Here is a 21,592-nt window from a genome sequence, read left to right on the forward strand (position 1 = left end):
GCGAGGAATTTGGCAAGGGATGAAACCGAAAATCTTCATTGACGGCGAGCACGGCACGACAGGCCTGCAGATCAGGGCGCTGCTGGCCGACCGTGACGACCTGGAGATCATCTCCATCCCGACGGAACGCCGCAAGGAGACTGCCGCCCGCGCCGAGATGCTCAACGCGGCCGATGTCGCGATCCTTTGCCTGCCGGATGCGGCGGCCAAGGAAAGCGTGTCGCTGATTACGAACGATACGACCAAGGTGATCGACGCCTCGACCGCGCATCGCGTGGCCGAGGGGTGGGAGTATGGCTTCGCCGAAATGGACAAGGACCAGGCGAAGAGGATCGGCAGCGCGAAACGCATAGCCAATCCGGGCTGCTGGCCGCAGGGGCCGATCGCGACGCTGCGGCCACTGGTTGCGGCGGGCCTGCTGCCTGCCGACTTCCCGGTCACCGTCAACGGCATTTCCGGCTATTCCGGCGGCGGCCGCCCGATGATCGAGGACTATGTCGGCAAGGGCGAGGACGCGCCCGAGTTCCTACCCTACGGGCTGACGCTGCAGCACAAGCATGTGCCGGAGCTCCGCACCTATGCAAAGCTGTCGCACGACCCGATCATGCAGCCGGCGGTGGGCAATTTCGCGCAAGGCATGATCACCGTGGTGCCGCTGCAACTCGGCGGTCTCGACCGCGTGCCCACTGGCGCCGAGCTTCACGCGGCGATTGCCGACCATTATGCGTCGATCGATGGCGGCGTGGTCGAGGTCGCGCCCTACACCCATATGGAGCGCATGCCGGAGATCGATCCGGAGATCTATAACGGCACCAACCGGATGAAGGTCTACGTCTTCGCCAATGATGAGAGGGCGCAAGCACTGCTGATGGCCGTCTACGACAATCTCGGCAAGGGCGCGTCGGGCGCCGCGGTGCAGAACCTCGATCTGATGCTCGGCATCAAGCACTGAGCGGTCGTGAACCTGGAGCTTGCTACCGCCGAGGCGATCCGCAAGGTTCGCCTCAGCCTCTGACGCGTATATCGGTCGGCAGCGGATAGGCGCCCTTGGTGCCGCGCCAATGCGCGGCAGCGAAGCCAAGCAACACAAGCGCGATCGTCTGATGCGTCAATGCCATGTGCAGCGGCACCTGCATCACTAGCGTGCCGATGCCGATCGAGGCCTGGACGACCACCAGCGCGAACAGAAGCGTGGCCCGGCGGGCATGGGTGGTGCCAGGCTGGCGTCGCCACGTCGCGATCATATGCCAGAGCGCCACGACAAAGATCGTATAAGCGCCCACTCGGTGGACGAACTGCACCGTCTTCGGGTTTTCAAAGAAGTTCAGCCAGGCCGGCTTCAGAAGAAGCAGATCGGAGGGGATCACCTTTCCATCCATAAGCGGCCATGTGTTGTAGGAAAGGCCCGCATGCAGCCCGGCGACCAGCCCGCCGAGATAGATCTGGATCAGCGCCAAAAGCACTATGAAGCCGGCGAGCCGCTGCGTCGACCGGTCGGCGGCGGGCTCCGAATGCGGCGCCAAGCCTCGCGCCACCACCATTGTCGCCGTGAAGATCAGCGCGGCAAGCGTCAGATGCGTCGCCAGCCGGTACTGGCTGACCGAGACGCGATCGACCAGGCCCGAAGCCACCATCCACCAGCCGATGGCGCCTTGCAGTCCGCCGAGCAGAAGGATGCCGACCAGCTTCAGCCCAAGGCCGCGCTCGATGCGGCGCGTCGCCCAGAAGAACAGCAGCGGCAAGGCAAAGACCGCCCCGACGCTGCGCGCCAGGATGCGGTGCGCCCACTCCCACCAGAAGATCGATTTGAAATCCTCGACGCTCATGCCCTTGTTGATCTCGGCATATTGCGGGATCTGCTGGTAGCGCTGGAACTCTTCCTGCCATTCGGCGTCGTTGAGCGGCGGGATGACGCCGTGAATCGGCTGCCACTCTGTGATCGACAGCCCCGAGCCGGTGAGACGCGTGGAACCGCCGACCAGAACCAGCGCGACCAGCGCGAGCAGCACGACGTAGAGCCAGCCGCGCACCAAAGCGCGGTTGTGCAGGTCGCGGTCGCGTGCGGCATAGGGGGCTGTGGCGGTGATGGCAGCCATTTCGCATTCCCGGCGGTTGAAACGCGCGATTGGTGGACCAAGGCCGCTCGACTGGCAAGACTGGACAGCGCGGCACGCCGTCGCGCCGGGCCGCGACGGTTGCGCGCTCTTGGCATTCGGCCTAAGCGGGGCGGTCAACGGAACCGCGACATGCCCATTCGCCTGAAAAAGCTGATCGGAACCATATTGCTGGTGGCGCTGGTCGTCATCTACGCGCTGATCGCCTCCGCCGTCGCGGTCACCAGGCTCGCCGAATACGGGCCCACGGCGCATCTCCTGTTCTTCCTGCTCAGCGGCTTTCTCTGGGTTCTGCCGGCCATGGCCATCATCAAATGGCTGATCATCGAGCCGCGCCCGAAGGGATGAATCTTGCCGGCGTCAGGCAAGCGCGAGGCAGGCCTAGACCGTAACGACCATCTTGCCTGCATTGGCGAGCGGCGTCGTGAAGCCGGACAGCATCGTGCGGATATGCGCAAGGCTTTGATAGCGGCCATTGACAGAGATGCGCGGCAGCGCGTGCAGGAAGCCGGCATGCTCGGCGCGCAGCACACCATGCCGCGTGGTCACCGCCGAGGCATAGCCTGCGTCGCGGGCAAAGCCCACCTCGCGGCAGCTGACCGCGCTGGCATAGCCATAAGGGTAAGCCAGATGACGCGGCTCCTCGCCGAGTTTTTCCGCGAGGACGCGGCGGACGTCGCCGATCTCATGGCGCGCATCGGCCTCGGACAGCCGCTTCAAGTTCCGATGATTGACGGTGTGCGCGCCGATGGTCACCAACGGGTGCGCGGCCATGATGCGAAGCTCATCCCAGTTCATCAACGTGCATGGGCGGCCCGAGCCGATTTTGAACCCAGTCGAACGGGCGAGCTCGCGCAGCGCTGCGCCTTGCTCTTCCTCGGGGACTTCCAAGGTCAGCCAGGCGTTCAGCCGCGCGACGGCCTGGATCTTTCGGCCTTGTGTCGAGCAATCGATCGCCGTCGACTTGCCCCCCGTCGTCAGCGTCAGGCGCGAGCTGGTGTCGACGATGTCCTCGATCACGTCCCACCAGAGATCGACGGCGCCGTCGATCAGGCCGGGGGCGACGTAGATGGCGATCGGCGCGCCGTGTTTTTCCAGGATCGGAAGCGCCTCGGTCATGTTGTCGCGATAGGCGTCGTCGGCCGTGATCGTGGCGAACTGGCCGCCTTTCCCGCCCGTCTTGATGCGTTCGATCGCTTCATCAAGGGAAACAAAGGCATAACCCTGCCCCTTCATGTCCGAGATCAGCTTGTCGAGGAAAGTGGGAGCGATGTTCAGATGCCGATTGACGCTGTTCGGCTTCTCCGGTGTCGCGGTGACGCGGTGCAGCATCAGGATAGCGCCGATGCCGCCGACAAACGGCCGCGCCAGAGGCGCAAGGCCGGAGTAGCGGGCAAGGTTCAGCGCCAGCTTCCGGATTGCATCGCCCCCGTCGATCATTCCTTCACCTTTTGCGCCTAGGCTTATTCAAGCACGACATTCGCCTATGCGAACCCCAGGTTGCAACCAATACGTCTTAAGGATTGAGGGATGGTTGACGCCACCGCGTCATTTGATGGCAATCGGGTCGCGGCCAACGAGGCTTCCGCGCGCCCGGTGCGAGCCGACCGGGACCGGTGGATTGCGACCGCGAGCGGCGGCACCGGCCTTGCCGACTATGTGCCATTCTGCGCCTCGGCGCTGTTCGCGCCGGCGCAAAGCGCATCTTGGGTGAGCAACTGGGCGGCCGCGACCGGCGCCGACATGGTCGTCGCAACGCTGTCCTGCGATGGCCGCCCCGCGCTGTCGCTGGCCCTGGAGATCGTGCGACGCGGCCCGTTCAAGGTTGCCCGTTTCGCCGGCGGGCGCCACGCCAACGGCAATTTCGCCGCCGCCGACCCGCGTTTCCTGCCTGCTATCGACGGCCAGGCGATCCGCTCGATGTTCAAGGCAATCGCCCGAGCGCGGCCGGACATCGACCTGATCTCGCTTGAAAGGCTGCTGCCAGACCTCGACGGCGTCGCCAACCCGCTGGCCGCGCTGCCCGGCTTTCCAAGTCCGAACCTTGCGCTTGCGGTCGATCTCGGCGGCGGGTTCGACGCGCTGCTGTCGCGCGCGAGCGGCAAGCGCAAGCGCAAGAAGCACCGCTCGCAGACGCGCAAGTTCGAGGCGGTCGGCACCTTCCGCCGCATCGAGGCGCGCACACCCGAGGAGGTCGACAGGCTGCTCGATGCCTTCCTCTCGATGAAGGAAGCGCGTTTCGCCAAGATGGGCATCGCCAATGTCTTCGGCGACAGGCAAGTACGCGACTTCTTCCGGGCACTGTTCGCCGATGCCCTGGCCGAGGAAAAGCCGCCCTTCCTGCTGCACGGCCTGGATGTGGCGGGCAAGCTGCGCGCGGTGACCGGCTCCAGCCGGTCCGGCAAGCGGCTGATCTGCGAGTTCGGCGCCATCGCCGAGGACGATCTCTCGTCCGCCAGCCCGGGCGACTTCCTGTTCTTCGACAACATCCAGGAAGCCTGCGAGCTTGGCTTCGATGTGTATGATTTCTCGGTCGGCGACGAGCCTTACAAGCGGCTCTGGTGCGACATCGAGGTCCAGCATTTCGAGGTGCTTGCGCCGCTGACGCTGAAGGGCCGGGTGCTGGCGGCAGGGCTGCGACAAGGCGCGCGCGCCAAGGCCTTCATCAAGAACAACCCGACGGTCTGGAAGCTGACCAAGATGCTGCGCCGCAAGGCTGCCGGACAGGCGGCGCCTGTCGCGGCCGAAGACGACAGCTAGGCCTGGTCAGAGTCGCACAATCGCCGTCGTGTTCCCGGCGCGATGCGCGCAAGCGGGACCTGAGTGACTCAACGGAACCTATCGAGCGCCGGGAGGTTTTCGCACCCAGAAGGAGAATGGCCATGGCTAAGTGCGACCAGTGCGGCAACGACTATGACAAGGCATTTCTTGTGAGCCTGGGCGGGCAAACCTACACGTTCGACAGCCTCGAGTGCGCGGTCCAAAAGCTTGCGCCGACCTGCCCTCACTGCAGGGTGCGGATCATGGGACATGGCGTCGAGCAGGGCGATGTCATCTATTGCTGCGCGCACTGCGCCGGGCAGGAAGGGGCCAACGCTCTGACCGATCGCGCGCCGTGACAATCGCGATTCCGCTGCCCCTTCAGGCCACGCGAGAATGCCTTTCCGAACGCGCCCTTGACCGCGACCCTGCGGCAGGCGTTCAGTTCTGGAGCGGTTGCACCGTTTCACGGAAACGGCGAACCGCGCTCTCTCTTTGTCTTTGACGCAATTCCAGCCGGAAGGCTGCGGCGGGGGCCGGCCTAGGGTTCACGGTCCCGCTCTCGATCATCCACGCACGAAAATGCGCAGCGCGAAGCATCAAAACTAGGTGCCTCGCCACCGATGTAAAGTGCAGGAGTCGCCGAGAAATGCCGCGGTTCGCCCTTGTAGCTAAGAATTGCCTCGGGGCTGAGCCGTGTCCCATTCGTCGCGGTGCCGGCCTCCGGTCTTATGCGGCCGACCGGCGTCGGGGCAATGGGTCTCCCGGTTCATGGCCGACCGGTGTGACCAGTGTCAGGTTGGGATAGCCGTTCTCGATCAGCTTGACCGCGGCCTGCGTCACTTGGTCGTCGGCCTCCAGCATGGACAGGAAGACTTCGGTGCCGTCACCGACCAGGCGGCCGATGCCTTGCGCGTCGGCCGGGCCGCATTCGACCACGACGAGATCGTAGGCCGTGGTCAGCGACTGCATGATGATCGGCAGCCGATCGGCGGCGCGCATCGCGCGGACGGGGTCGGCGGTGCCGACCGGAATGACGTGCGCATCCGAATAGAGATCGGGATGGATGACGTCACTGAACTGCGCTTCGGAAGCGAGCAGATTGGTGATGCCCGGGAACAGGCTCGAGTCCAGCATCGGCCGCGACGCCGCGCCCGACGCGGTCAGATCGAGCAGCAGCACGCGCAGGCCGGCGTCAGATACTTCACGCGTCACGAGCACGGCGGAGGCGGCCGCCTCGTCGCCTTCCGGCGATACGAAGATCGCGCGCGCCGCGCCGGAAGAGATCAGCTTCTCGGCAGCCCTGTCGACATCGATCTCCCCGAGCCTCGACGGACCCGGCTTGGGTTCCGGCTCGGGCATTGGTTGCTCTGCCGCAACGGTGTCGGCTTCAAATGTCTCATTCTGCGCGATCGGCGGCTGTCTCTCCGGACCTCGCTCGCTGGCCATGGACGTCTCATAGGGCGCGAAAGGACTGTGGTCGTCGTCGATTTCGGCTACAACCGGCTCGGTGCGCGCAGCGGGCATCGCCACCTGCTCGATATCGGTGAAACGGGCGCCGGCGGCCGGACGCATGGCACGGCCCGAGAACAGCTCGCCAAGCAGCGTGCCGATCGCCATCAGCAGCAGCGAAGCGGCCGCGGCGGCCCCGGTGATCGGCCCGATCTTCGGAAAATAAGGTTGCGACGGCACCTGGGCCTGCGCGATCAGGCTCGCCGCCACAGGCGAGTATCTGCGATCCTTGCGTGAGGCTACCGCATTGTAACTTGCCATATAGGATTCAAGCTGTTGGCGCTGAACGTTCGCGTCGCGCTGCAAGGCATCCAGCTGCACCTGCTGCTCGCCGGCGCGCGCTGACGCGGCCTTCAAGGTGTTGACGTCCGCGATCAGCTGATCCTCGCGGGCCTTTGCCGTCTGAGCCTGAGCCGACAACCCCCGGATGATCTTTTGCGCCTCGTTGCGAATCTGGCCGTCGAGGTCGGCAAGCTGCGACTTCAGCGCCCGGATGCGCGGATGATTGTCCAGCAGGGTTGTGGAAAGATCGGCGATATTGGCCCTCAGCTCCACCTGGCGCTCGCGCAGGCGCTGGATCAACTCGGAAGACAGGACCTCCGGCACGCTGTCCAGCGAATCGCCATTCTGCAGCGCCCGGCGCACGCTCTCGGCACTCGCCTCGGCGGCGGCGCGGCTGGCGCGCACACGCGACAATTCGCTCGACAGCTCAGAGAGCTGCTGAGTCGGAAGCACCGAATTGTTGCCGCCCATCAGCAGGTCGGACTGTGCGCGGAACGCGGCGACCTTGGCCTCGGCATCCCTCACGCGATTCTGCAGATCGGCGATTTCCGGCGCCAGAAAGTTGGTCGCGGCGGCGTTCGATTCAAGCTTGGCGTCACTCTTCGAGGCGATATAGGCCTCGGCAATGCCATTCGCGACCGCTGCGGCAAGCTTGGGATCCTTCGAGGCGAACTCGATCGCGATCGCGCGCGTCTTTTCAACGGCGTAAACATTGAGCTTGTCGTGCATGGCGTTCAGCACACGCTCGTCCGGCGGGATATCGAAGGGATCGCTTTTCAAGCCGACGAGCACAAGCACACGCCCGAGCGACGACATTTTCAGCGTTTCGTCGAACTCCGGCAACTTGTCCAGGTTGAGCTTGGTCGCCACCTGCTTGAGGATGTCGGGCGAGGAAATGATCTGGACCTGGGTGGCCACGCCCTGCTCGTCGAGAATCGGCTTGTCGTCATCGTTGGTGCCCGGCGGCCGGGTGTATTCCGATTCGCGCGAGCCGATCTCCAGCTTGGCTGTCGCCTTATAATAGGGCGTCGCGAGCCAGGCGAAGGCGAAGGCCAGCCCGGTGACCAAAAGCGTCACAAAAACAATGCGCAGCCAGTTCCTCGCCAGGCTGGCGAAAAGCTGTCTCAGATCGACATCGACGTCTGCGGCCGCTGACTGAACGGACATGCATCCTGCTCCGAACTTTGAGTCGAAGCTGGACCGTAAAGAACTATGGTAACTCACCCGTTAAGATCAGAATGAATGCTTATTAGAGGGCACTCAAAGAAGATTGCTCGAAAGCAATAGAACAATTGGGCTTTTTACCGATCTCCGCTCTCCCGGACCGCGCTCCTTTACCGCCCATTAACCCTAACAGGATGATAACGGTTGCACTTTCCTGGGGTTGTGCCGCGGCTTGCGGCAAGAGCGATGAAGGTTCCTGGCCGGTCATGAAAAGCACTGCTTCCCTCTTTCGCGCTTTGCTTGCCCTGTCGCTGCTCACCGGCTGCTCGAGCTACCGCCCGACACCCGCCGCCTTTCATGAAGTGCTCGATCAGCCCTACCGACTCGGCGCCGGCGACCGCGTCCGTGTCACGGTGTTCGAGCAGGACGGGTTGACCAACACCTACAGCGTTGACCAGTCCGGCTATCTGTCCTTTCCGCTGGTCGGCGCGGTGCCGGCGCGCGGCCACACCGCGCAGCAGTTGGAAAAAGCGATCGCCGACAAGCTGCGCCAAGGCTATCTGCGCGATCCCGACGTTTCGGTCGAAATCGACCGCTACCGGCCGATCTTCGTCATGGGCGAAGTGGGCGCTGCCGGGCAGTATTCCTACGTGCCGGGACTCACCGTGCAAAAGGCGGTGGCCATTGCCGGCGGCTTCACGCCGCGCGCCAATCAGGAGAGCGTCGACATCACCCGCGATATCAACGGCAAGGTGATGACCGGGCGGGTGCTGACATCCGATCCACTCCTGCCCGGCGACACCGTCTACGTCCGCGAACGGCTGTTCTGAAAAACCCGTCGTGGCGGTGAACCTCAGGATCGTGCACTGCTTTCGCTCACCTGTCGGAGGAATCTTCCGACACGTGCGCGACCTGACCGAGGCGCAGGTCGCCGCCGGCCATGCGGTGGGAATCGTCTGCGACTCGACCACCGGCGGCGACTATGAGGAGCGCTTGTTCGAGGCGATGAAGGACAGCCTCGCGCTCGGCATCCATCGCACGCCGATGCAGCGTCATGTCGGGCCGGGCGACCTCGCCTCGGCCTGGCGCACCTATCGAATCATCCAGGAATTGCGGCCGGACGTGCTGCACGGGCACGGCGCCAAGGGTGGCGCCTATGCCCGGCTGTTCGGCTCACTGTTGCGGGTATCAAGGTTTCGCGTTGCCCGCCTCTATTCGCCGCATGGCGGCTCCCTCCACTATGACGAAACGACGGCGATGGGGAAGCTGTTCTTCGGCCTGGAGCGCTTCATGGCGCGCTTCACCGATTGCCTGCTGTTCGTTTCCGACTACGAGCGCAACACCTATCGCCGCAAGGTCGGCGAGCCGCCCATACCCAACACGCTTGTCTATAACGGCCTGCGCGCCGCCGAATTCCAACCGGTGACGACGGCAGCGAATGCCGCCGATTTCCTGTACATTGGCATGATGCGCGACCTGAAGGGCCCGGATATCTTCATCGATGCGCTGGCTATGGCCGGCGAGGAGCTCGGACGCCCCTTAAGCGCCGTGATGGTCGGCGACGGCGACGACCTGCCGCGCTACCACGCGAAAGTGGAGCGACTCGGCCTGAAAAGCCACGTCCGATTCCTGCCGCCCATGCCGGCAAGAGAAGCCTTCGCGCTGGCCGAGATGATCGTCGTGCCGTCCCGCGCGGAGGCGATGCCCTATGTCGTGCTCGAGGCTTTGGCCGCTGGCATGCCGATGATCGCGACCGCTGTTGGCGGCATCCCGGAAATCTTCGGCGAAGGCTCCCCTGCCCTGATCCGCCCCGACGCATCCCAGCTCGCCGCCAAAATGGGGACGGCGCTCAGCGACTTCGACAGCTATCGAAAACTGATGCCGCAAACCGATGAGCTGAAGGCCCGATTCGGCGCGGACGTTATGGCCGCCGATATCGAGAAGGCCTATTTCGCGGCGCTGAGCAAATAGGTCCGCGGACCGCAACAACTCCAAAACCACCGGTTGTTTCAAGGCTTTCTTAGCTCTCTTTTGCTATGCAGTTGCGCGAAGCTCGCGGACAGTTCCCATGAATGAGATCGACCCCGCGCACCGCTTTTCCATGGAAGCGGTGCGCAACTACGATGCTCCCGCCGATGGCGAAAAGCCTGGCGGCATCAACGATGTGGCGCGCCAGGTCGCTTCGCAATACCGGCGTGATACCATGTCGCCGATCATGGTCAGCGGCGTGCTGCGCATGGTCGAGTTCGCGATGCTGTTCCTGTCTGGGCTCGGCGTCTATTTCTACTATGTCGGCTTCTTCAGCTATCTGGCCTGGCAGTATCCGTTGGCGATCGCGGCGACGTCGTTCCTGGCCGTGGTGCTGCTCGACGTGACCGATTGCTACCAGATCGCGGCGCTGATGCGCCCCCTCGCGAATTTCGGCCGCGTGCTGCTGGTCTGGGCAGGCAGCTTCGCGCTGATGGCGCTCACCGCCTTCGCCATTAAGGCGTCGGAAGACTATTCGCGCCTGTTGTTCGGCACCTGGTTCGTGGCCGGCTTCGCGCTGATCTTCGGCCTGAGGCTCGTGATGTCCAGCCTCATCCGGCGCTGGGCGCGCGACGGCCGCATGGAGCGCCGCGCGCTCATCGTCGGCGGCGGCAAGGCGGCCGAGCAGCTGATCCGCTCGGTCGAGAAGCAGCCCTACAACGACATCCGCATCTGCGGCATCTTCGACGACCGCAACGACAAGCGCTCGCCGCCGATCGTCGCCGGCTATCCGAAGCTCGGCACCATCTCCGAGCTCATCGAATTCGCCCGCATCGCGCGCATCGACATGCTGATCGTCTCGTTGCCACTGACCGCCGAATCGCGCGTCCTGCAGCTTCTGAAGAAACTCTGGGTGCTGCCGGTCGATATCCGGCTTTCGGCACATTCCAACGCGCTGCAGTTCCGGCCGCGTGCCTATTCCTATATCGGCTCGGTGCCGATGCTCGACATCTTCGACAAGCCGATCAACGACTGGGACTCGGTCGCCAAGCGCGCCTTCGACATCGTCTTTTCACTCATCGGGATCATCGTCTTCTCGCCGGTGATGCTCGTCACCGCGATCGCCATCAAGCTCGACAGCAAGGGTCCGGTGCTGTTCAAGCAGAAACGGCACGGCTTCAACAACGAGATCATCGAAGTCTACAAGTTCCGCTCGATGTTCACCGACCGGTCCGATCCGACCGCCAAGCAGACAGTGACCAAAAACGATCCGCGCGTCACCCGCGTCGGCCGCTTCATCCGCAAGACCTCGATCGACGAGCTGCCGCAGTTCTTCAACTCGCTGTTCGGCTCGCTGTCGCTGGTCGGGCCGCGCCCGCATGCCATCGCCGCGCAGTCGCACAACCTGCTCTACAACGAGGTGGTGGACGGTTATTTCGCCCGCCACAAGGTCAAGCCCGGCGTCACCGGCTGGGCGCAGATCAACGGCTGGCGCGGCGAGATGGACACCAACGAAAAGATCCGCATGCGCACCGAATACGACCTCTATTACATCGAGAACTGGTCGATGCTGTTCGACCTGCGCATCCTGTTCCTGACGCCGATCCGCCTGCTCAACACGGAAAACGCCTATTGAGCGCCATCGCCCATGAGTTGCAGCCGCAGGCGGTCAACAAATTGCCGCCTTCGGCGGTCAACCAGTTGCCGCCGTCAGCGGTCAACGCCAAGCTGATCTCGCTGATCGCGTCGGCGGCGATCGGCGTCGGCATTCTGCTTTCCGGCTTCGTCATCAGCGAGCCCGCGCCTTACGAGATCTACATGGCCGGGCTGATCGCGGTCTGGGCGTTGTTCGGGCTTCGAATCTCGCGCGCGATCGTGCCCTTGCTGGTGCTTCTGGTGGCGATGAACATCGGCGGCATGATCGCCATGACGCAGATGGCCGACCTCGCCAATACGCCGCTCTACCTGGCGGTCTCGCTGTTTCTCGCCTTCAGCGCTGTGTTCTTCGCGTCGGTGACCTCGGTCCAGCCGAGCCTCTACCGCCTGATCTTCATCGTCTATGTGGTGTCGGCGGTGGCGACGTCGCTGCTCGGCATCGCCGGTTATTTCCATGCCTTTCCGGGCGCGGAAATGTTCACCAAATACGACCGCGCCGCCGGCGCCTTCCAGGATCCGAACGTGTTCGGGCCGTTCCTGGTGCTGCCCGGCACCTACCTGCTCTATCTGCTCTTGACCGGCCCGGTGCCGCGGATGCCGCTTCTGGCGGTGCCGCTGCTCATCATCACCGCCGGCATCTTCTTCTCCTTCTCGCGCGGCGCCTGGGGCATGTTCGCCGTGTCGGCGGTGCTGCTTACCGCCTGCCTGTTCCTGCAGAGCGCCAGCGGCAAGTTCCGGCTGCGCGTGGTGGTAATGACGATCGCGGCCGCGGCGCTGCTGGTCATCGCCCTCATCGTCATCCTGCAGTTGCCCGGCGTGTCGGACATGTTCACCCAGCGCGCGCAACTCGAGCAGAGCTACGATTCGGCGCGGCTCGGCCGCTTCGCCCGCTATTCGATCGGCTTTCAACTGGCGATGGAGCACCCGTTCGGTATCGGCCCGCTGGTCTTCGGGACGATCTATGGCGAGGACACGCACGACATCTGGCTGAAGGCGCTGATGGATTATGGCTGGCTCGGCTTCGTCTCGTTCCTGACGCTGACGCTATGGACGATCGGCGCCGGCTTCCGCATCCTTCTGCGCGACCGGCCGTGGCAGCCCTATCTGCTCTGCGCCTATGTCGCCTATCTCGGCAATATCGGCCTCGGCACCTTCATCGACGTCGACCACTGGCGCCATCTCTACCTGCTGCTCGGCCTGGTCTGGGGCGCGATCGCGCTGGAGTACCGGCACCAGCGGGAATTGCGGCTGGCGCGAACGCTGGTTCCGGCAGTGACCGCGCCACCTATCTCGGGCAAGAGCCGTGCGGCCGTGTTACCTTAACCCGGCTTTTAGCAGGCCATCGACAAGCAGCTCAGTGTCCTCTGGGTATTTGTGCGGGGGCACTTTACGCCACTGCTCGGTGGTAAAATTCGGGTGCACCTGCAACAACGCATGAGCATGTCTTTCCGCTTCCCGGACATTGCCGAGATGGGCATGGCTCGCTGCCATAAGCCGATGACCCTCGGAGCCGTCCCGCATCTTTTGCAACGTCTCTATGGTCTTTTCATATTCGCCCAGTTGGAAATAGGCATCGCCCAGATACCAAAGATAAGCATCGGGATAGTAGGGGTTCAGCCGCATCGCCCGCTCGAGTAGCTGCACGGAGCGCTCCGCCTGGCGAACGTAGACAAGGCAGTCGCCCATTTCGGCCAGCAGATCGGCGTCGTTGGGGTTGAGTTGCAAAGCGCGTTCATAGGCGGCGATCGCCGGATCGTGTTCCTTTTTGTAGAGATGGGCCAAACCCATCTCTGAATAGCCGCGTGCATCGAGATCGTCGTGCAGGACGGCCAGATTTGCCAGGTTCAACGCCTCGTTCAGCGCTCCTTCCGGATCGCTGGTCCAGGCATAACGCCATTCGACGTTGAACGTCCGCGACAAGGCCGCATAGCTGCGGGCATAGCGAGGGTCGAGATTGCGTGCCTGCTCATAAAGCCGCCGGGCATGTGAATTGCTCTCGGGACGGAAGCGAAAGCTGAGATCCTGCCCGCGCAAGATCATGCCGTAGGCATGAATATTGGGATGGTTTTGCGATATCAACCGTCGCTTCTCGGCCATGTCGATATGCACGGCCAGCCGCGACGCGGTCGTCGCAGTCACGTCGTCCTGGAAGGCAAAGATATCCTCGATGCCGCCGTCGTAGCGTTCCGACCAGATCGTATTCTCGGTCTGCGCCTCAATCAGGTCCATGGCAATCCGAAGACGGTTGCCCGCACGACGCAAGCTTCCCGACAGGAGATAGCGAACGCCGAGCTGATTGGCGATCTCGCGCAGCGACTGCGTCCGCGCGGCAACGGCCAGTGTCGAGTGCCGCGCGATCACCATGAGGTTGCGGAACCGGCACAGATTGGAAATCAGGTCGGCTACGACACCTTGGCACAAGTGAAGGTCCGCCGGATCGCCCGAAACGTTTTCGAGCGGCAGGACTGCCAGCGAACCCTCCGGGGCGAAACGCTCGGGCGCAGGCGCGAAGGGCAGAGCCGAGACGCTGGGCTCGGCATGCGACAATTCGAAATCGACTGCGAAGACCTCTACCTCGTCAGCAATGTTTCTCAGCTTTTGCTTGCCCAGTGAGCGGAACGAGCACTCGCTATCACTGCGAACAATCTGGCGAACGGCTTCAGCGATGCAGATGCCGCGCGGCGGCGCCAGCGATTGTATCCGCGCAGCCAAATTGATGCCGTGGCCATAGATCTCACCGTCGCTGGCGATCGTGTCTCCAACGGTGATGCCGATTCGATATGCGACGGGCTCCTGGGCGCCCGACCATACCGTCTCGTTGGACATTTCCCGCTGCATCTCGATCGCGAATCGCAAAGCCAAAGCTGCACCAGGGAACAGCGCCACCAGGCCGTCGCCGGCGGTGTCGACAACTGAACCGCCATAGTCGGCGACCAGGCCGCGTATGAAGCTGAGCGATCGGGTCAGGCGGACAACCGTTCCTGCCTCATCCTGGTCCATGAGTCTGCTGTAGCCGTGCACGTCCGCGTAGACGATCGCGGACAGCTTTCGATTAAGCATCTCGTAGCGGCTGGTGACCATTGCTCTTCCCGCCGGTGTTCCCAACAACCACCGGGCAATGCAGCATAGCACGCAGAAATCGCCAACAGCATCCTGGAAAGAAAGGTGATAAAAGGAATATTGCTGAGATTTAAATTAATTAGCTTCTTCTAATGCAATGCCCGCGCGATCTGGGAGCAGCAAGGCTCCGCATGGTCCATCGGTAGCCGCGGCCAATCCTCGGCACGGTGAAGCACGCGCCCCGTTAGGGGGGCGCGTCGCATGCAGGTCAATCGCTATTACCGCCGCCGCGGGCGCTCATGCCGCGCGCGCTCATTCCCCTTGCGCTCATGCCACGCGCGCTCATCCCCCTCGCACTCATCCCGCGCGCGCTCATGCCGGCACTGTCCATGCCGCCCGGCCCGCCGCCGCCCATTATCGCTGCAAGCAGCACATCCTCGAACATGCCTGTCTCGACATCCATGCGAACTGTGTAGTCGGCTTTGTCGTAGGACCAGACGCGCAAGCCATCGGCAAAGTCGAAGTCGGCTGCCGCAAGGCCTGTCAGTCCGGTCGGACTGGGCGAACGGGCGGGACTGAACGTGCCTAGATCCTCCGCGACAAGCTCCCCATCACCGTGCACAAGGAATATTATGGGCCTTGGGAGGTCGTAGTAGCTTCCCTCAAAACTGAAGCCATATATCCTTGCAAACCTGCCGTTTTGCAGTTGGTCCTCAAGCAGTCTGTTCTTGCCGCTTCGGTTTGCCGCGCCCGGACGGCGCCCGATGAATTCGAATCCGCCCTCGAGCTTCATGAAATAGCCGACGAAGCTATTTCCGCCGGTCACCTGGATTATTGCACCGGGAGGCGTGTCATCCTTGGTCCACCGACCGTCCGCGCCGCCGACCGTGTACACGCCAATCTGGTCCCGAACCTTTTGTTTCCAAACAACAATCTTGCTCTTGTCCGCCAGACGCACACCATTCACGACCTTGTTGCCAGTCAATGCCGGTATATTCTTGGCAGTCGCGACCTGCGCGACGATAGGATTTAGAAGTGGGTTCACCACCTGCAGATCGATTACAAAATGGCCGAATAGATTAACACCCGACACGCTAAGAAGGCTCTCTACCATCGCCGCAACCCTCCGGTTCCTGGATCATATGTCTAACATCAAACAGCATTATTTCTTGGCATCGCGCGGCCTTTTGGCTTCTGTTTTATTCTCAGCCGCTTCCACCTCATGCGTCACAACATAAGCGCGATCACTTTCACGCCATAATACGCTTACAACCTTACCTGGCTTTTTGGAGATGTTGTCTACATGGGCTTGCAACAATTCAATGTCGTCCATGATTTCCGTCACGACGTAAGGCATTGGACATTCCTCCTCATCTGACTCAAAGAACGCCGGCCCTGCTTCTGGCCAGTCTGTCTCGCGTTCCCATCTGTCTCGCAACGCGCAGATGCCGTGCACAACAAGCGCCATGACGTGCCGGCACGAATACCCTCGGCAAACCGAAGTGGCTTTTGGGCCCGAACGGCTTGATCTTGGGGCCGGCGCTCACAAAACCGATCGCGCGGCGGTTTAGGTTGACGTCGATGATTGTACGCCAGCGTCCGCCGGTCATCAGCCTGTCGACGGCGCGCAACGTGTTCCCCACCTTGGCATAGCTGAGATCGTCCGGCGAAAGCCGCCGCCAGGTCTCGGCGAGAAGCATGCCGAGTTCGTCGCGCGAGGCGACGAGTGCTTCGCGAAACGCCAAAGGCGACGCGGCATAAGCTTCGTCGAACATTGGCTGGATGACGCGGAAATAGTCGAGGCTGTCCTCCAGCCTGTCGGACAGGTCTTCCTGGCTTTGGGTGATCAGGCCGCGCGCCACTAGCTCCTCATGGAAGAGGTCGACGAAGATGTCGAACATCGCGCCGGTCAGCGGCTGGGCAAGCGCATGCTCGTCGCTCCAGCCCTGGACGAAATCCATCATTGACAGCGGGTTGGCCGCGAGCCTGATCTGGCTGTTGGAGGATAGCTCGGCGATGCGGTTGACGAGATTGTGTGTGTAGAGATTGCCGTGACTGGTTTCCAGCAGCTCATCTATGACGGACTCGAAATGCAGACCGGTGATAAGGGCGGCGAGGTCGGCCGAGGATTCGTGGAAGCCGTAATATTCCGCGCTGGCCGTTCCGGGGTCGGGCACGCCGATGGTGGAATAGATGACGCAGTGGCCAACCTCATGGGCGACAACATCGAAATTGAGGGTGAACGACTCGATCTCGCCATCCGGCGTCTCGTGGATGCCAACCTCTAGAAAGCCGTAACCCATGAACGCGTTTTCGTGGAGATTGCGCTGTATCACCAGTTCCAGGCGGTCGAGGTCGCGCTGGAAATGCCAGGCGATGGGATGGCCGAAATATTTCTCCCACACGTCCAGCGTGAAACGCACCGAACCGAACAGATGCGCAGCCTCGAATGTTGGATCGTCCAGACCGATATGATCGAAATGCCCATCGACATCAGGAAACGCCGGGGGAAAGACGCCGCCGCGCCAAGGTGGCATCAAGTAGAGTGGGTCGCCGCGGACATTTTCCGCGAGACCGTAGGCAAACGCCTTGCCAATGGGATCGACAACATACATGCGCCCGTCGCCCGGGCCAGGGCCGACCGATCCCGCCGGCGAAGACACGAGCACGATTTCAGGACGACGAAAAGCCTTGAGGAACGGCGCTTGGGCGAAAAGCCGAAAGCGCGTCCCATTCCTGAATGCAGAGCCTTCCCCTCCAGATGTCACGCTTGCCCCCTCGGATGGACAAAGACATGCACGTCAAACTGGCTGCAATATCGTCGGCGAATGCGGTTTCAAGTTAGCCCGTTTTCGTCAGTCGGGCCAGAGTCATCGGGCGAGCGGCGGACCATGAAAGCATATGCATGAGCCAGCAGGTCATAGAACCTGTCGACGCCGGGAAATCCGATGGAGAGGGCATAGTCGGCAATGTCGCGAGGAACGGGGCGGCCGAGTTGGGTTGCAAAAAACCATGCGGCAAGCAGGGCACGCGGCATCGGCGCGGATAGTGATGGCGGGTGACGCTCCCTGGCGAGCGCACTGTCTCGATAACCAGGGTAAAGGTCGAGTTCGCGCAGCCGGTCAAGCATACCTTGGCGCAACTCCGCATCGCGCTCTCGCGCGAGCGTCTCGACAACCGCATCATCCTCGATCATGCGATCAAGGCCAGCGAGATCCGTTCCGTTGTCGTGCGCCCAGCCGATGACGTCCGCCTGCCGCATAAGCCCGCGTCGCGAGCGAAAATCGCCCATGGCACGCTTGACCGCCTGGCGATCCGGCGCTGCATGCTCGCCACGAGCCAGCAGACGAAGCAGTGCCTCGCGGCGCAATTGCGCATAGTCGCCGCGCAGCCGAAGCTCGTCGAGAACGGCATCCTGTTCAGCCGTGGCCTCGCCGCCTGACTTGCCGGTTGCGTTTCGCCAGGACGCATTGTGCCAGTTCTCCGTCCACTCGAAATGGAAATCGGGAGGCCCCTGCACGGCGCCGCTGCGGACAAACGCGTCCATCTCCTTCAGCAGCTCCAGCCCGTCTTGGCGCTTCCTGTCGACCTTACCCGTTCGCAGCCAGGCCGCCAGCTCCTGCTCCGTGCGCGAATCGCCGACGTCGGCCAGCACGTCGGGCCAGGTTCTTTCCTGGTAGAAGCGCGCCTTTGACGAGGCTGCAAGGCGCGCCCCTGTCGGTCTGTCGATGATCCCTTCTGCTACCGCCCGCTCGAGCGTCGCGCGGATATTGACCATCGGTTCGCTCAGATGCATGTACCCCGTCTCCGGCGGGCCATGGATAAGCGCGACCTCGTCGTCGTCGGTGACCTCGCCGTCGCGATAGGCTTCGAAAATACGCCCGACGCCGCGCATGCCGAACGAGTGCAATTCCGCGGCGCGGAGCGCACCCATGCTGGACGCGCCGAATACCGCGATCCCGCGCGTCAGGGCCCAGAGTATTTCCTTGTGCAAGACCGCCGGCTGACCATCGAAATAGCCGTCGATGACGCCGATCGCCCTGGGGCTGTCGCGCGTGGCGGCATAAAGGTCGCCCTGGCGCACGGGTGGGCGAAATTCGAATCCGTCGTGGGATGCGATGTCCTGCACCCGCAGGCTTGGGCCGCAAAAGACGATCGGATTCACCGTCTATCATCCAACGTTCGGCGGGCTCGCTCGCCCGGCATGTAGGCGTCGTGATCGTCAGGGCCTTCGAGGCCAGGTATCACGACACGAACCACGGGAAGGCCGATATCCTCCTTGGACAGATCGACGGTGATGATCTCGCTTACGCCTGCCGCCTGCAACCTTTCGACCAGCCAGGCTACATTGCGTGCAATCCCGTGTGCAGCCCTCCCTTCGGCAGGGCCAAGTCGCCTCGTGCCGGAACGTTCGGCCAGCAATCTCTCTGCCTGCCGGCGACGTTTGTCCCGATAGTCTTCGCCGTATTCCTCGGCGGTCAGATCGTCTCGGGCCGCAGATACGTAGGTCGTTCGCACCTGAGCCGCCTCGATGAGCGCCTTCAAGAAGGCGGTCTCCGGCACCGGGTGCGCTGCCGCGCCTATCCCGTAATGGCTATTTTGGTCCCGGCGATCCGCGATCAGACAGAAAAAGGCCGGCACGCCAACATCAGAGGTTGTTTCCCACGCCGCGACCTCGAAGTCCGCGTCTTCCAGCTTCTTCAATACGTCGCAGCACGGGCCGTCCGGCGCGCTGCCGAGGTCGACGCCGGTGCGCCGGCGGCTGGCAGACGGCATCCGGTTCCACAGGGCAGTCGCGTCGCGTTCGATGATCTCGCAAATCCCGTGATGGATCGCTTCATCGGCTGTATTTCCAGAGGCGAGCCCATTGCTGCTGCAATCAAAGAAGCCACTTCCGGGAGGCGGCGGGACTGTGAAGTTGGCCCGCACCGACTCATAAGGTAGCCAGCGCATCCCACCGGAGATCATCTCCCGGCCCTCAATCCATAGCGTCACAATGTCCTTCGTAAAGGCCTTGCGAGTGATGCGAGCTAGCCTTCCAATCTCGGCGAACCGATGTGATTGCGAGAGTTCAGCCATGCTGCCGAGCTTCAGCGCGCGCTCGATATGCTCTGCATGGTAAAGCTCCGCCGCTTCCATGAGGCCCGAAGCCGTGGCCGATTCCAGGTCGATGCCCTTGCCCTGTGAAACAGCCAGCGATCGGGCATTGGGGCGACATACCATCACCACCGGTATACCTATGCGATCAAGCCCGGTCACATTGGCGACCCTGGTGATGCCCATCCGCGCCCAGTGCGGGCGAATCCGAGCAATCGCGCTACGGGCACCCTCCGCCTGATAAGGAGTTCCTGGCACCGTGCCATTCGCCAACGACACTATCTCCTGATCCCCGGGTAGATCGCGAGACCTTACCGATTTCTACCGGTGCACAACAGAGCAGGCCTGGCTGAGCAGCCAGCCTTCGAATTCGGTTGACCCGCACCGCCTTATCACGATACATCGCCACCCGGTCCGGAGTGTAGCGCAGCCCGGTAGCGCACTTGACTGGGGGTCAAGGGGTCGTCGGTTCGAATCCGGCCACTCCGACCATTTGAAAGAGAACTTCCCCCAAGTTCTTAGGTTGAGCCGAAGGCTTCCGCTCCTTGGGCAACCGTTTGGTCCAAAAACAGCTTCTCGTTGATTTTAGAGTAGTTCCGCGATTTGTCGGCAGAAGCTTGGGGGCTGTCACGCGAGCGGAAGATCTATCTGGCCAGGAGGCCGAAGAACAAGAAGATCGTTGTCCGTTCGCCAGTAGGGCATGCGGTGCGCTTCTCCATCGGCGATCAGAATCGTCGACGCAGTTAGGTGCATGGCGCCGAGCAGCGCCTCGGTTCTCCCTCATAGCGCCGGGCGCTGACACCGACGTGGAGCGTTAACGGATTTGTTAATGCGGCTCGGCGTATAGGATTCCACGCAGTATCGACAGTTCTGAGCACCGCTTCGCGCTTACAGCAACGGCACTCTGTATGAAACCGAAGCCTTCTTCAGCGGGATCGAGCCTCACACAGCTGACCAGCTTGCGATTTTTCGCCGCTCTCTATGTGCTTGCCTTCCATTCGGCAGACATTGACGGAGCGCCGCCCCCGATCGCCGATTTTGTGCAGAACGGCTATCTGGGCGTCTCGTTCTTCTTCCTGCTGTCCGGCTTTATCCTCACCCATTCCTACTTCGACAAGATGTCTGACTGGTACGAGATCCGACAGTTCGCCTTAGCGAGGTTTTCCAGAATTTATCCAATCTATCTCCTTGCCCTTATTGTGGCTCTGCCGCTGACAAGCATGCCTTTGGATAACCCGCTTGCATCACTGGCGACACTTGGCCTTGTTCAGGCCTGGGGCGCACCAACGACAATGCTCGGATTCTTCTGGAATCCTCCGAGTTGGACACTCTCGATCGAGTTCTTTTTCTATCTTGTGTTCCCGTTATTGCTTCCCGTCCTTTCAAGGCTTACGACCGGAGTCCTGTGGATCAGCCTGGCAGCTTTGGTGCTGATTTTCGTAGTTATGTGTCTGCCGGGTCTCGGGCCGATGGGCTACCTTGCGTTCGGCTGGATGGAGTTGGTGCCTCTCCCGCTGCTGAGGCTGCCCGAATTTATGACCGGCATCACCTGCGCTCTGCTGTTTAGGGCCGGCGCGTTCGATCGCTTCCGCAGCGACCTGGCCGCCATTCTGGCCATGGCGTTCACGATAGCCACGCTTGTCGCGACACGCATGGTGACGACGGGAGGTTTCGCGGCAATCGGCTTTGTCGCGCTGATTGCGACATGCGCCGTGAATGACGGCAGGACCCAACGCGTGCTGTCGTACAAGCCGCTCGTGCTGCTGGGCAATGCGAGCTATGCCCTCTACATCCTGCAAATCCCGGTGCGAAAGTGGATTCCGGTGCTGTTCACCGGAGAATTGGATTGGGTCGGGAGTCTTTTGTACCAGCCTTTGCTGGTCATTATCTCGCTCGTCGTCTTCATTCTGGTGGAGGAACCTGCCCGCAAGCACCTGCGCTCCTCAATTCCGCAGCGAGCGAGCCCTTCCGTCGCATGA

General features: G+C 62.4%; 18 protein-coding genes and 1 tRNA gene. 10 read left to right on the forward strand and 9 right to left on the reverse strand.

The features are described from left to right. Nucleotides 1-19: 19 nt before the first annotated feature. Nucleotides 20-952 (forward strand): N-acetyl-gamma-glutamyl-phosphate reductase, encoded by a 933-nt coding sequence (gene argC / locus CK219_RS15550; RefSeq protein WP_095767641.1) that lies wholly within the window; start codon nt 20-22, stop codon nt 950-952. Between the two features lie 52 nt (nt 953-1,004). On the opposite strand, the gene CK219_RS15555 is transcribed toward argC, so the two are convergent. Further along, on the reverse strand, nt 1,005-2,096 hold the full coding sequence (locus CK219_RS15555) for a COX15/CtaA family protein (protein ID WP_095767642.1): 1,092 nt from the start codon (nt 2,094-2,096) through the stop codon (nt 1,005-1,007). Nucleotides 2,097-2,246: 150 nt separating this feature from the next. On the opposite strand from CK219_RS15555, the gene CK219_RS15560 reads away from it, so the two are divergent. Beyond that, complete coding sequence (locus CK219_RS15560; protein WP_040999884.1) at nt 2,247-2,462, forward strand: DUF2842 domain-containing protein; 216 nt, start codon at nt 2,247-2,249, stop codon at nt 2,460-2,462. A 33-nt stretch (nt 2,463-2,495) separates the two neighbouring features. On the opposite strand, the gene CK219_RS15565 is transcribed toward CK219_RS15560, so the two are convergent. Further along, the gene (locus tag CK219_RS15565) at nt 2,496-3,554 is read right to left on the reverse strand and encodes a polysaccharide deacetylase family protein (protein WP_095767643.1); all 1,059 of its coding nucleotides are present in this window, start codon (nt 3,552-3,554) and stop codon (nt 2,496-2,498) included. Between the two features lie 90 nt (nt 3,555-3,644). Here CK219_RS15565 and CK219_RS15570 point away from each other — a divergent pair, with 90 nt between their 5' ends. Both CK219_RS15570 and CK219_RS15575 read left to right on the forward strand, forming a co-directional pair. After that, nucleotides 3,645-4,874, forward strand: a complete 1,230-nt coding sequence (locus CK219_RS15570; protein ID WP_095767644.1) for a GNAT family N-acetyltransferase — start codon at nt 3,645-3,647, stop codon at nt 4,872-4,874. Between the two features lie 122 nt (nt 4,875-4,996). Further along, nucleotides 4,997-5,233 carry a hypothetical protein gene (locus tag CK219_RS15575; RefSeq protein WP_095767890.1) on the forward strand — a complete coding sequence of 79 codons (237 nt, stop codon included), beginning with the start codon at nt 4,997-4,999 and terminating at the stop codon, nt 5,231-5,233. A 370-nt stretch (nt 5,234-5,603) separates the two neighbouring features. Here CK219_RS15575 and CK219_RS15580 read toward each other — a convergent pair whose 3' ends face one another. Further along, nucleotides 5,604-7,835, reverse strand: coding sequence for an exopolysaccharide transport family protein (locus CK219_RS15580; protein WP_095767645.1), 2,232 nt, complete (start codon nt 7,833-7,835; stop codon nt 5,604-5,606). Between the two features lie 263 nt (nt 7,836-8,098). Between CK219_RS15580 and CK219_RS15585 the strand changes: the two genes are divergently transcribed. The 4 genes from CK219_RS15585 to CK219_RS15600 all read left to right on the forward strand — a co-directional run bounded on the left by CK219_RS15585 (nt 8,099) and on the right by CK219_RS15600 (nt 12,779). Continuing rightward, complete coding sequence (locus CK219_RS15585) at nt 8,099-8,662, forward strand: polysaccharide biosynthesis/export family protein (RefSeq protein ID WP_095767646.1); 564 nt, start codon at nt 8,099-8,101, stop codon at nt 8,660-8,662. A gap of 10 nt (nt 8,663-8,672) precedes the next feature. Beyond that, entirely contained in the window at nt 8,673-9,803 is a 1,131-nt protein-coding gene (locus tag CK219_RS15590) for a glycosyltransferase family 4 protein (protein ID WP_095767647.1), read from the forward strand. A 97-nt stretch (nt 9,804-9,900) separates the two neighbouring features. Continuing rightward, nucleotides 9,901-11,436: an undecaprenyl-phosphate glucose phosphotransferase gene (locus CK219_RS15595; RefSeq protein ID WP_095767648.1), complete on the forward strand. Its 1,536-nt coding sequence runs from the start codon at nt 9,901-9,903 to the stop codon at nt 11,434-11,436. A 65-nt stretch (nt 11,437-11,501) separates the two neighbouring features. Continuing rightward, nucleotides 11,502-12,779 (forward strand): O-antigen ligase family protein, encoded by a 1,278-nt coding sequence (locus CK219_RS15600; protein ID WP_095767891.1) that lies wholly within the window; start codon nt 11,502-11,504, stop codon nt 12,777-12,779. Here CK219_RS15600 and CK219_RS15605 read toward each other — a convergent pair. From CK219_RS15605 to CK219_RS15630, 6 genes are all read right to left on the reverse strand, one after another. Next, nucleotides 12,771-14,537 (reverse strand): tetratricopeptide repeat protein, encoded by a 1,767-nt coding sequence (locus tag CK219_RS15605; protein WP_210200002.1) that lies wholly within the window; start codon nt 14,535-14,537, stop codon nt 12,771-12,773. The two genes, CK219_RS15600 and CK219_RS15605, sit on opposite strands and share 9 nt — an antisense overlap. 247 nt (nt 14,538-14,784) lie before the next feature. Beyond that, the gene (locus CK219_RS31695) at nt 14,785-15,630 is read right to left on the reverse strand and encodes a hypothetical protein (protein WP_095767649.1); all 846 of its coding nucleotides are present in this window, start codon (nt 15,628-15,630) and stop codon (nt 14,785-14,787) included. A gap of 48 nt (nt 15,631-15,678) precedes the next feature. Next, entirely contained in the window at nt 15,679-15,873 is a 195-nt protein-coding gene (locus tag CK219_RS32170; protein WP_095767650.1) for a hypothetical protein, read from the reverse strand. 22 nt (nt 15,874-15,895) lie between these two features. After that, nucleotides 15,896-17,131 carry a hypothetical protein gene (locus CK219_RS15620; protein WP_176477024.1) on the reverse strand — a complete coding sequence of 412 codons (1,236 nt, stop codon included), beginning with the start codon at nt 17,129-17,131 and terminating at the stop codon, nt 15,896-15,898. Between the two features lie 221 nt (nt 17,132-17,352). Next, entirely contained in the window at nt 17,353-18,681 is a 1,329-nt protein-coding gene (locus tag CK219_RS15625; RefSeq protein ID WP_095767651.1) for a TfuA-like protein, read from the reverse strand. Next, on the reverse strand, nt 18,678-19,886 hold the full coding sequence (locus CK219_RS15630; RefSeq protein WP_210200003.1) for a YcaO-like family protein: 1,209 nt from the start codon (nt 19,884-19,886) through the stop codon (nt 18,678-18,680). The genes CK219_RS15625 and CK219_RS15630 overlap by 4 nt, the downstream gene beginning before the upstream one ends. A gap of 142 nt (nt 19,887-20,028) precedes the next feature. Between CK219_RS15630 and CK219_RS15635 the strand changes: the two genes are divergently transcribed. After that, a tRNA-Pro gene (locus CK219_RS15635) sits at nt 20,029-20,105 on the forward strand. 416 nt (nt 20,106-20,521) lie between these two features. Then, nucleotides 20,522-21,592 carry an acyltransferase gene (locus CK219_RS15640; RefSeq protein WP_095767653.1) on the forward strand — a complete coding sequence of 357 codons (1,071 nt, stop codon included), beginning with the start codon at nt 20,522-20,524 and terminating at the stop codon, nt 21,590-21,592.

This window comes from Mesorhizobium sp. WSM4313, from assembly GCF_002294725.1.
Taxonomy (GTDB): Bacteria; Pseudomonadota; Alphaproteobacteria; order Rhizobiales; family Rhizobiaceae; genus Mesorhizobium.

Excerpts from the sequence above, each read along its gene's own strand:
- argC (WP_095767641.1), top strand. The coding sequence starts at position 20 with ATGAAACCGAAAATCTTCATTGACGGCGAGCACGGCACGACAGGCCTG.
- CK219_RS15555 (WP_095767642.1), bottom strand. The coding sequence starts at position 2,096 with ATGGCTGCCATCACCGCCACAGCCCCCTATGCCGCACGCGACCGCGAC.
- CK219_RS15560 (WP_040999884.1), top strand. The coding sequence starts at position 2,247 with ATGCCCATTCGCCTGAAAAAGCTGATCGGAACCATATTGCTGGTGGCG.
- CK219_RS15565 (WP_095767643.1), bottom strand. The coding sequence starts at position 3,554 with ATGATCGACGGGGGCGATGCAATCCGGAAGCTGGCGCTGAACCTTGCC.
- CK219_RS15570 (WP_095767644.1), top strand. The coding sequence starts at position 3,645 with ATGGTTGACGCCACCGCGTCATTTGATGGCAATCGGGTCGCGGCCAAC.
- CK219_RS15575 (WP_095767890.1), top strand. The coding sequence starts at position 4,997 with ATGGCTAAGTGCGACCAGTGCGGCAACGACTATGACAAGGCATTTCTT.
- CK219_RS15580 (WP_095767645.1), bottom strand. The coding sequence starts at position 7,835 with ATGTCCGTTCAGTCAGCGGCCGCAGACGTCGATGTCGATCTGAGACAG.
- CK219_RS15585 (WP_095767646.1), top strand. The coding sequence starts at position 8,099 with ATGAAAAGCACTGCTTCCCTCTTTCGCGCTTTGCTTGCCCTGTCGCTG.
- CK219_RS15595 (WP_095767648.1), top strand. The coding sequence starts at position 9,901 with ATGAATGAGATCGACCCCGCGCACCGCTTTTCCATGGAAGCGGTGCGC.
- CK219_RS15605 (WP_210200002.1), bottom strand. The coding sequence starts at position 14,537 with ATGGTCACCAGCCGCTACGAGATGCTTAATCGAAAGCTGTCCGCGATC.
- CK219_RS31695 (WP_095767649.1), bottom strand. The coding sequence starts at position 15,630 with ATGGTAGAGAGCCTTCTTAGCGTGTCGGGTGTTAATCTATTCGGCCAT.
- CK219_RS32170 (WP_095767650.1), bottom strand. The coding sequence starts at position 15,873 with ATGCCTTACGTCGTGACGGAAATCATGGACGACATTGAATTGTTGCAA.
- CK219_RS15620 (WP_176477024.1), bottom strand. The coding sequence starts at position 17,131 with ATGTATGTTGTCGATCCCATTGGCAAGGCGTTTGCCTACGGTCTCGCG.
- CK219_RS15640 (WP_095767653.1), top strand. The coding sequence starts at position 20,522 with ATGAAACCGAAGCCTTCTTCAGCGGGATCGAGCCTCACACAGCTGACC.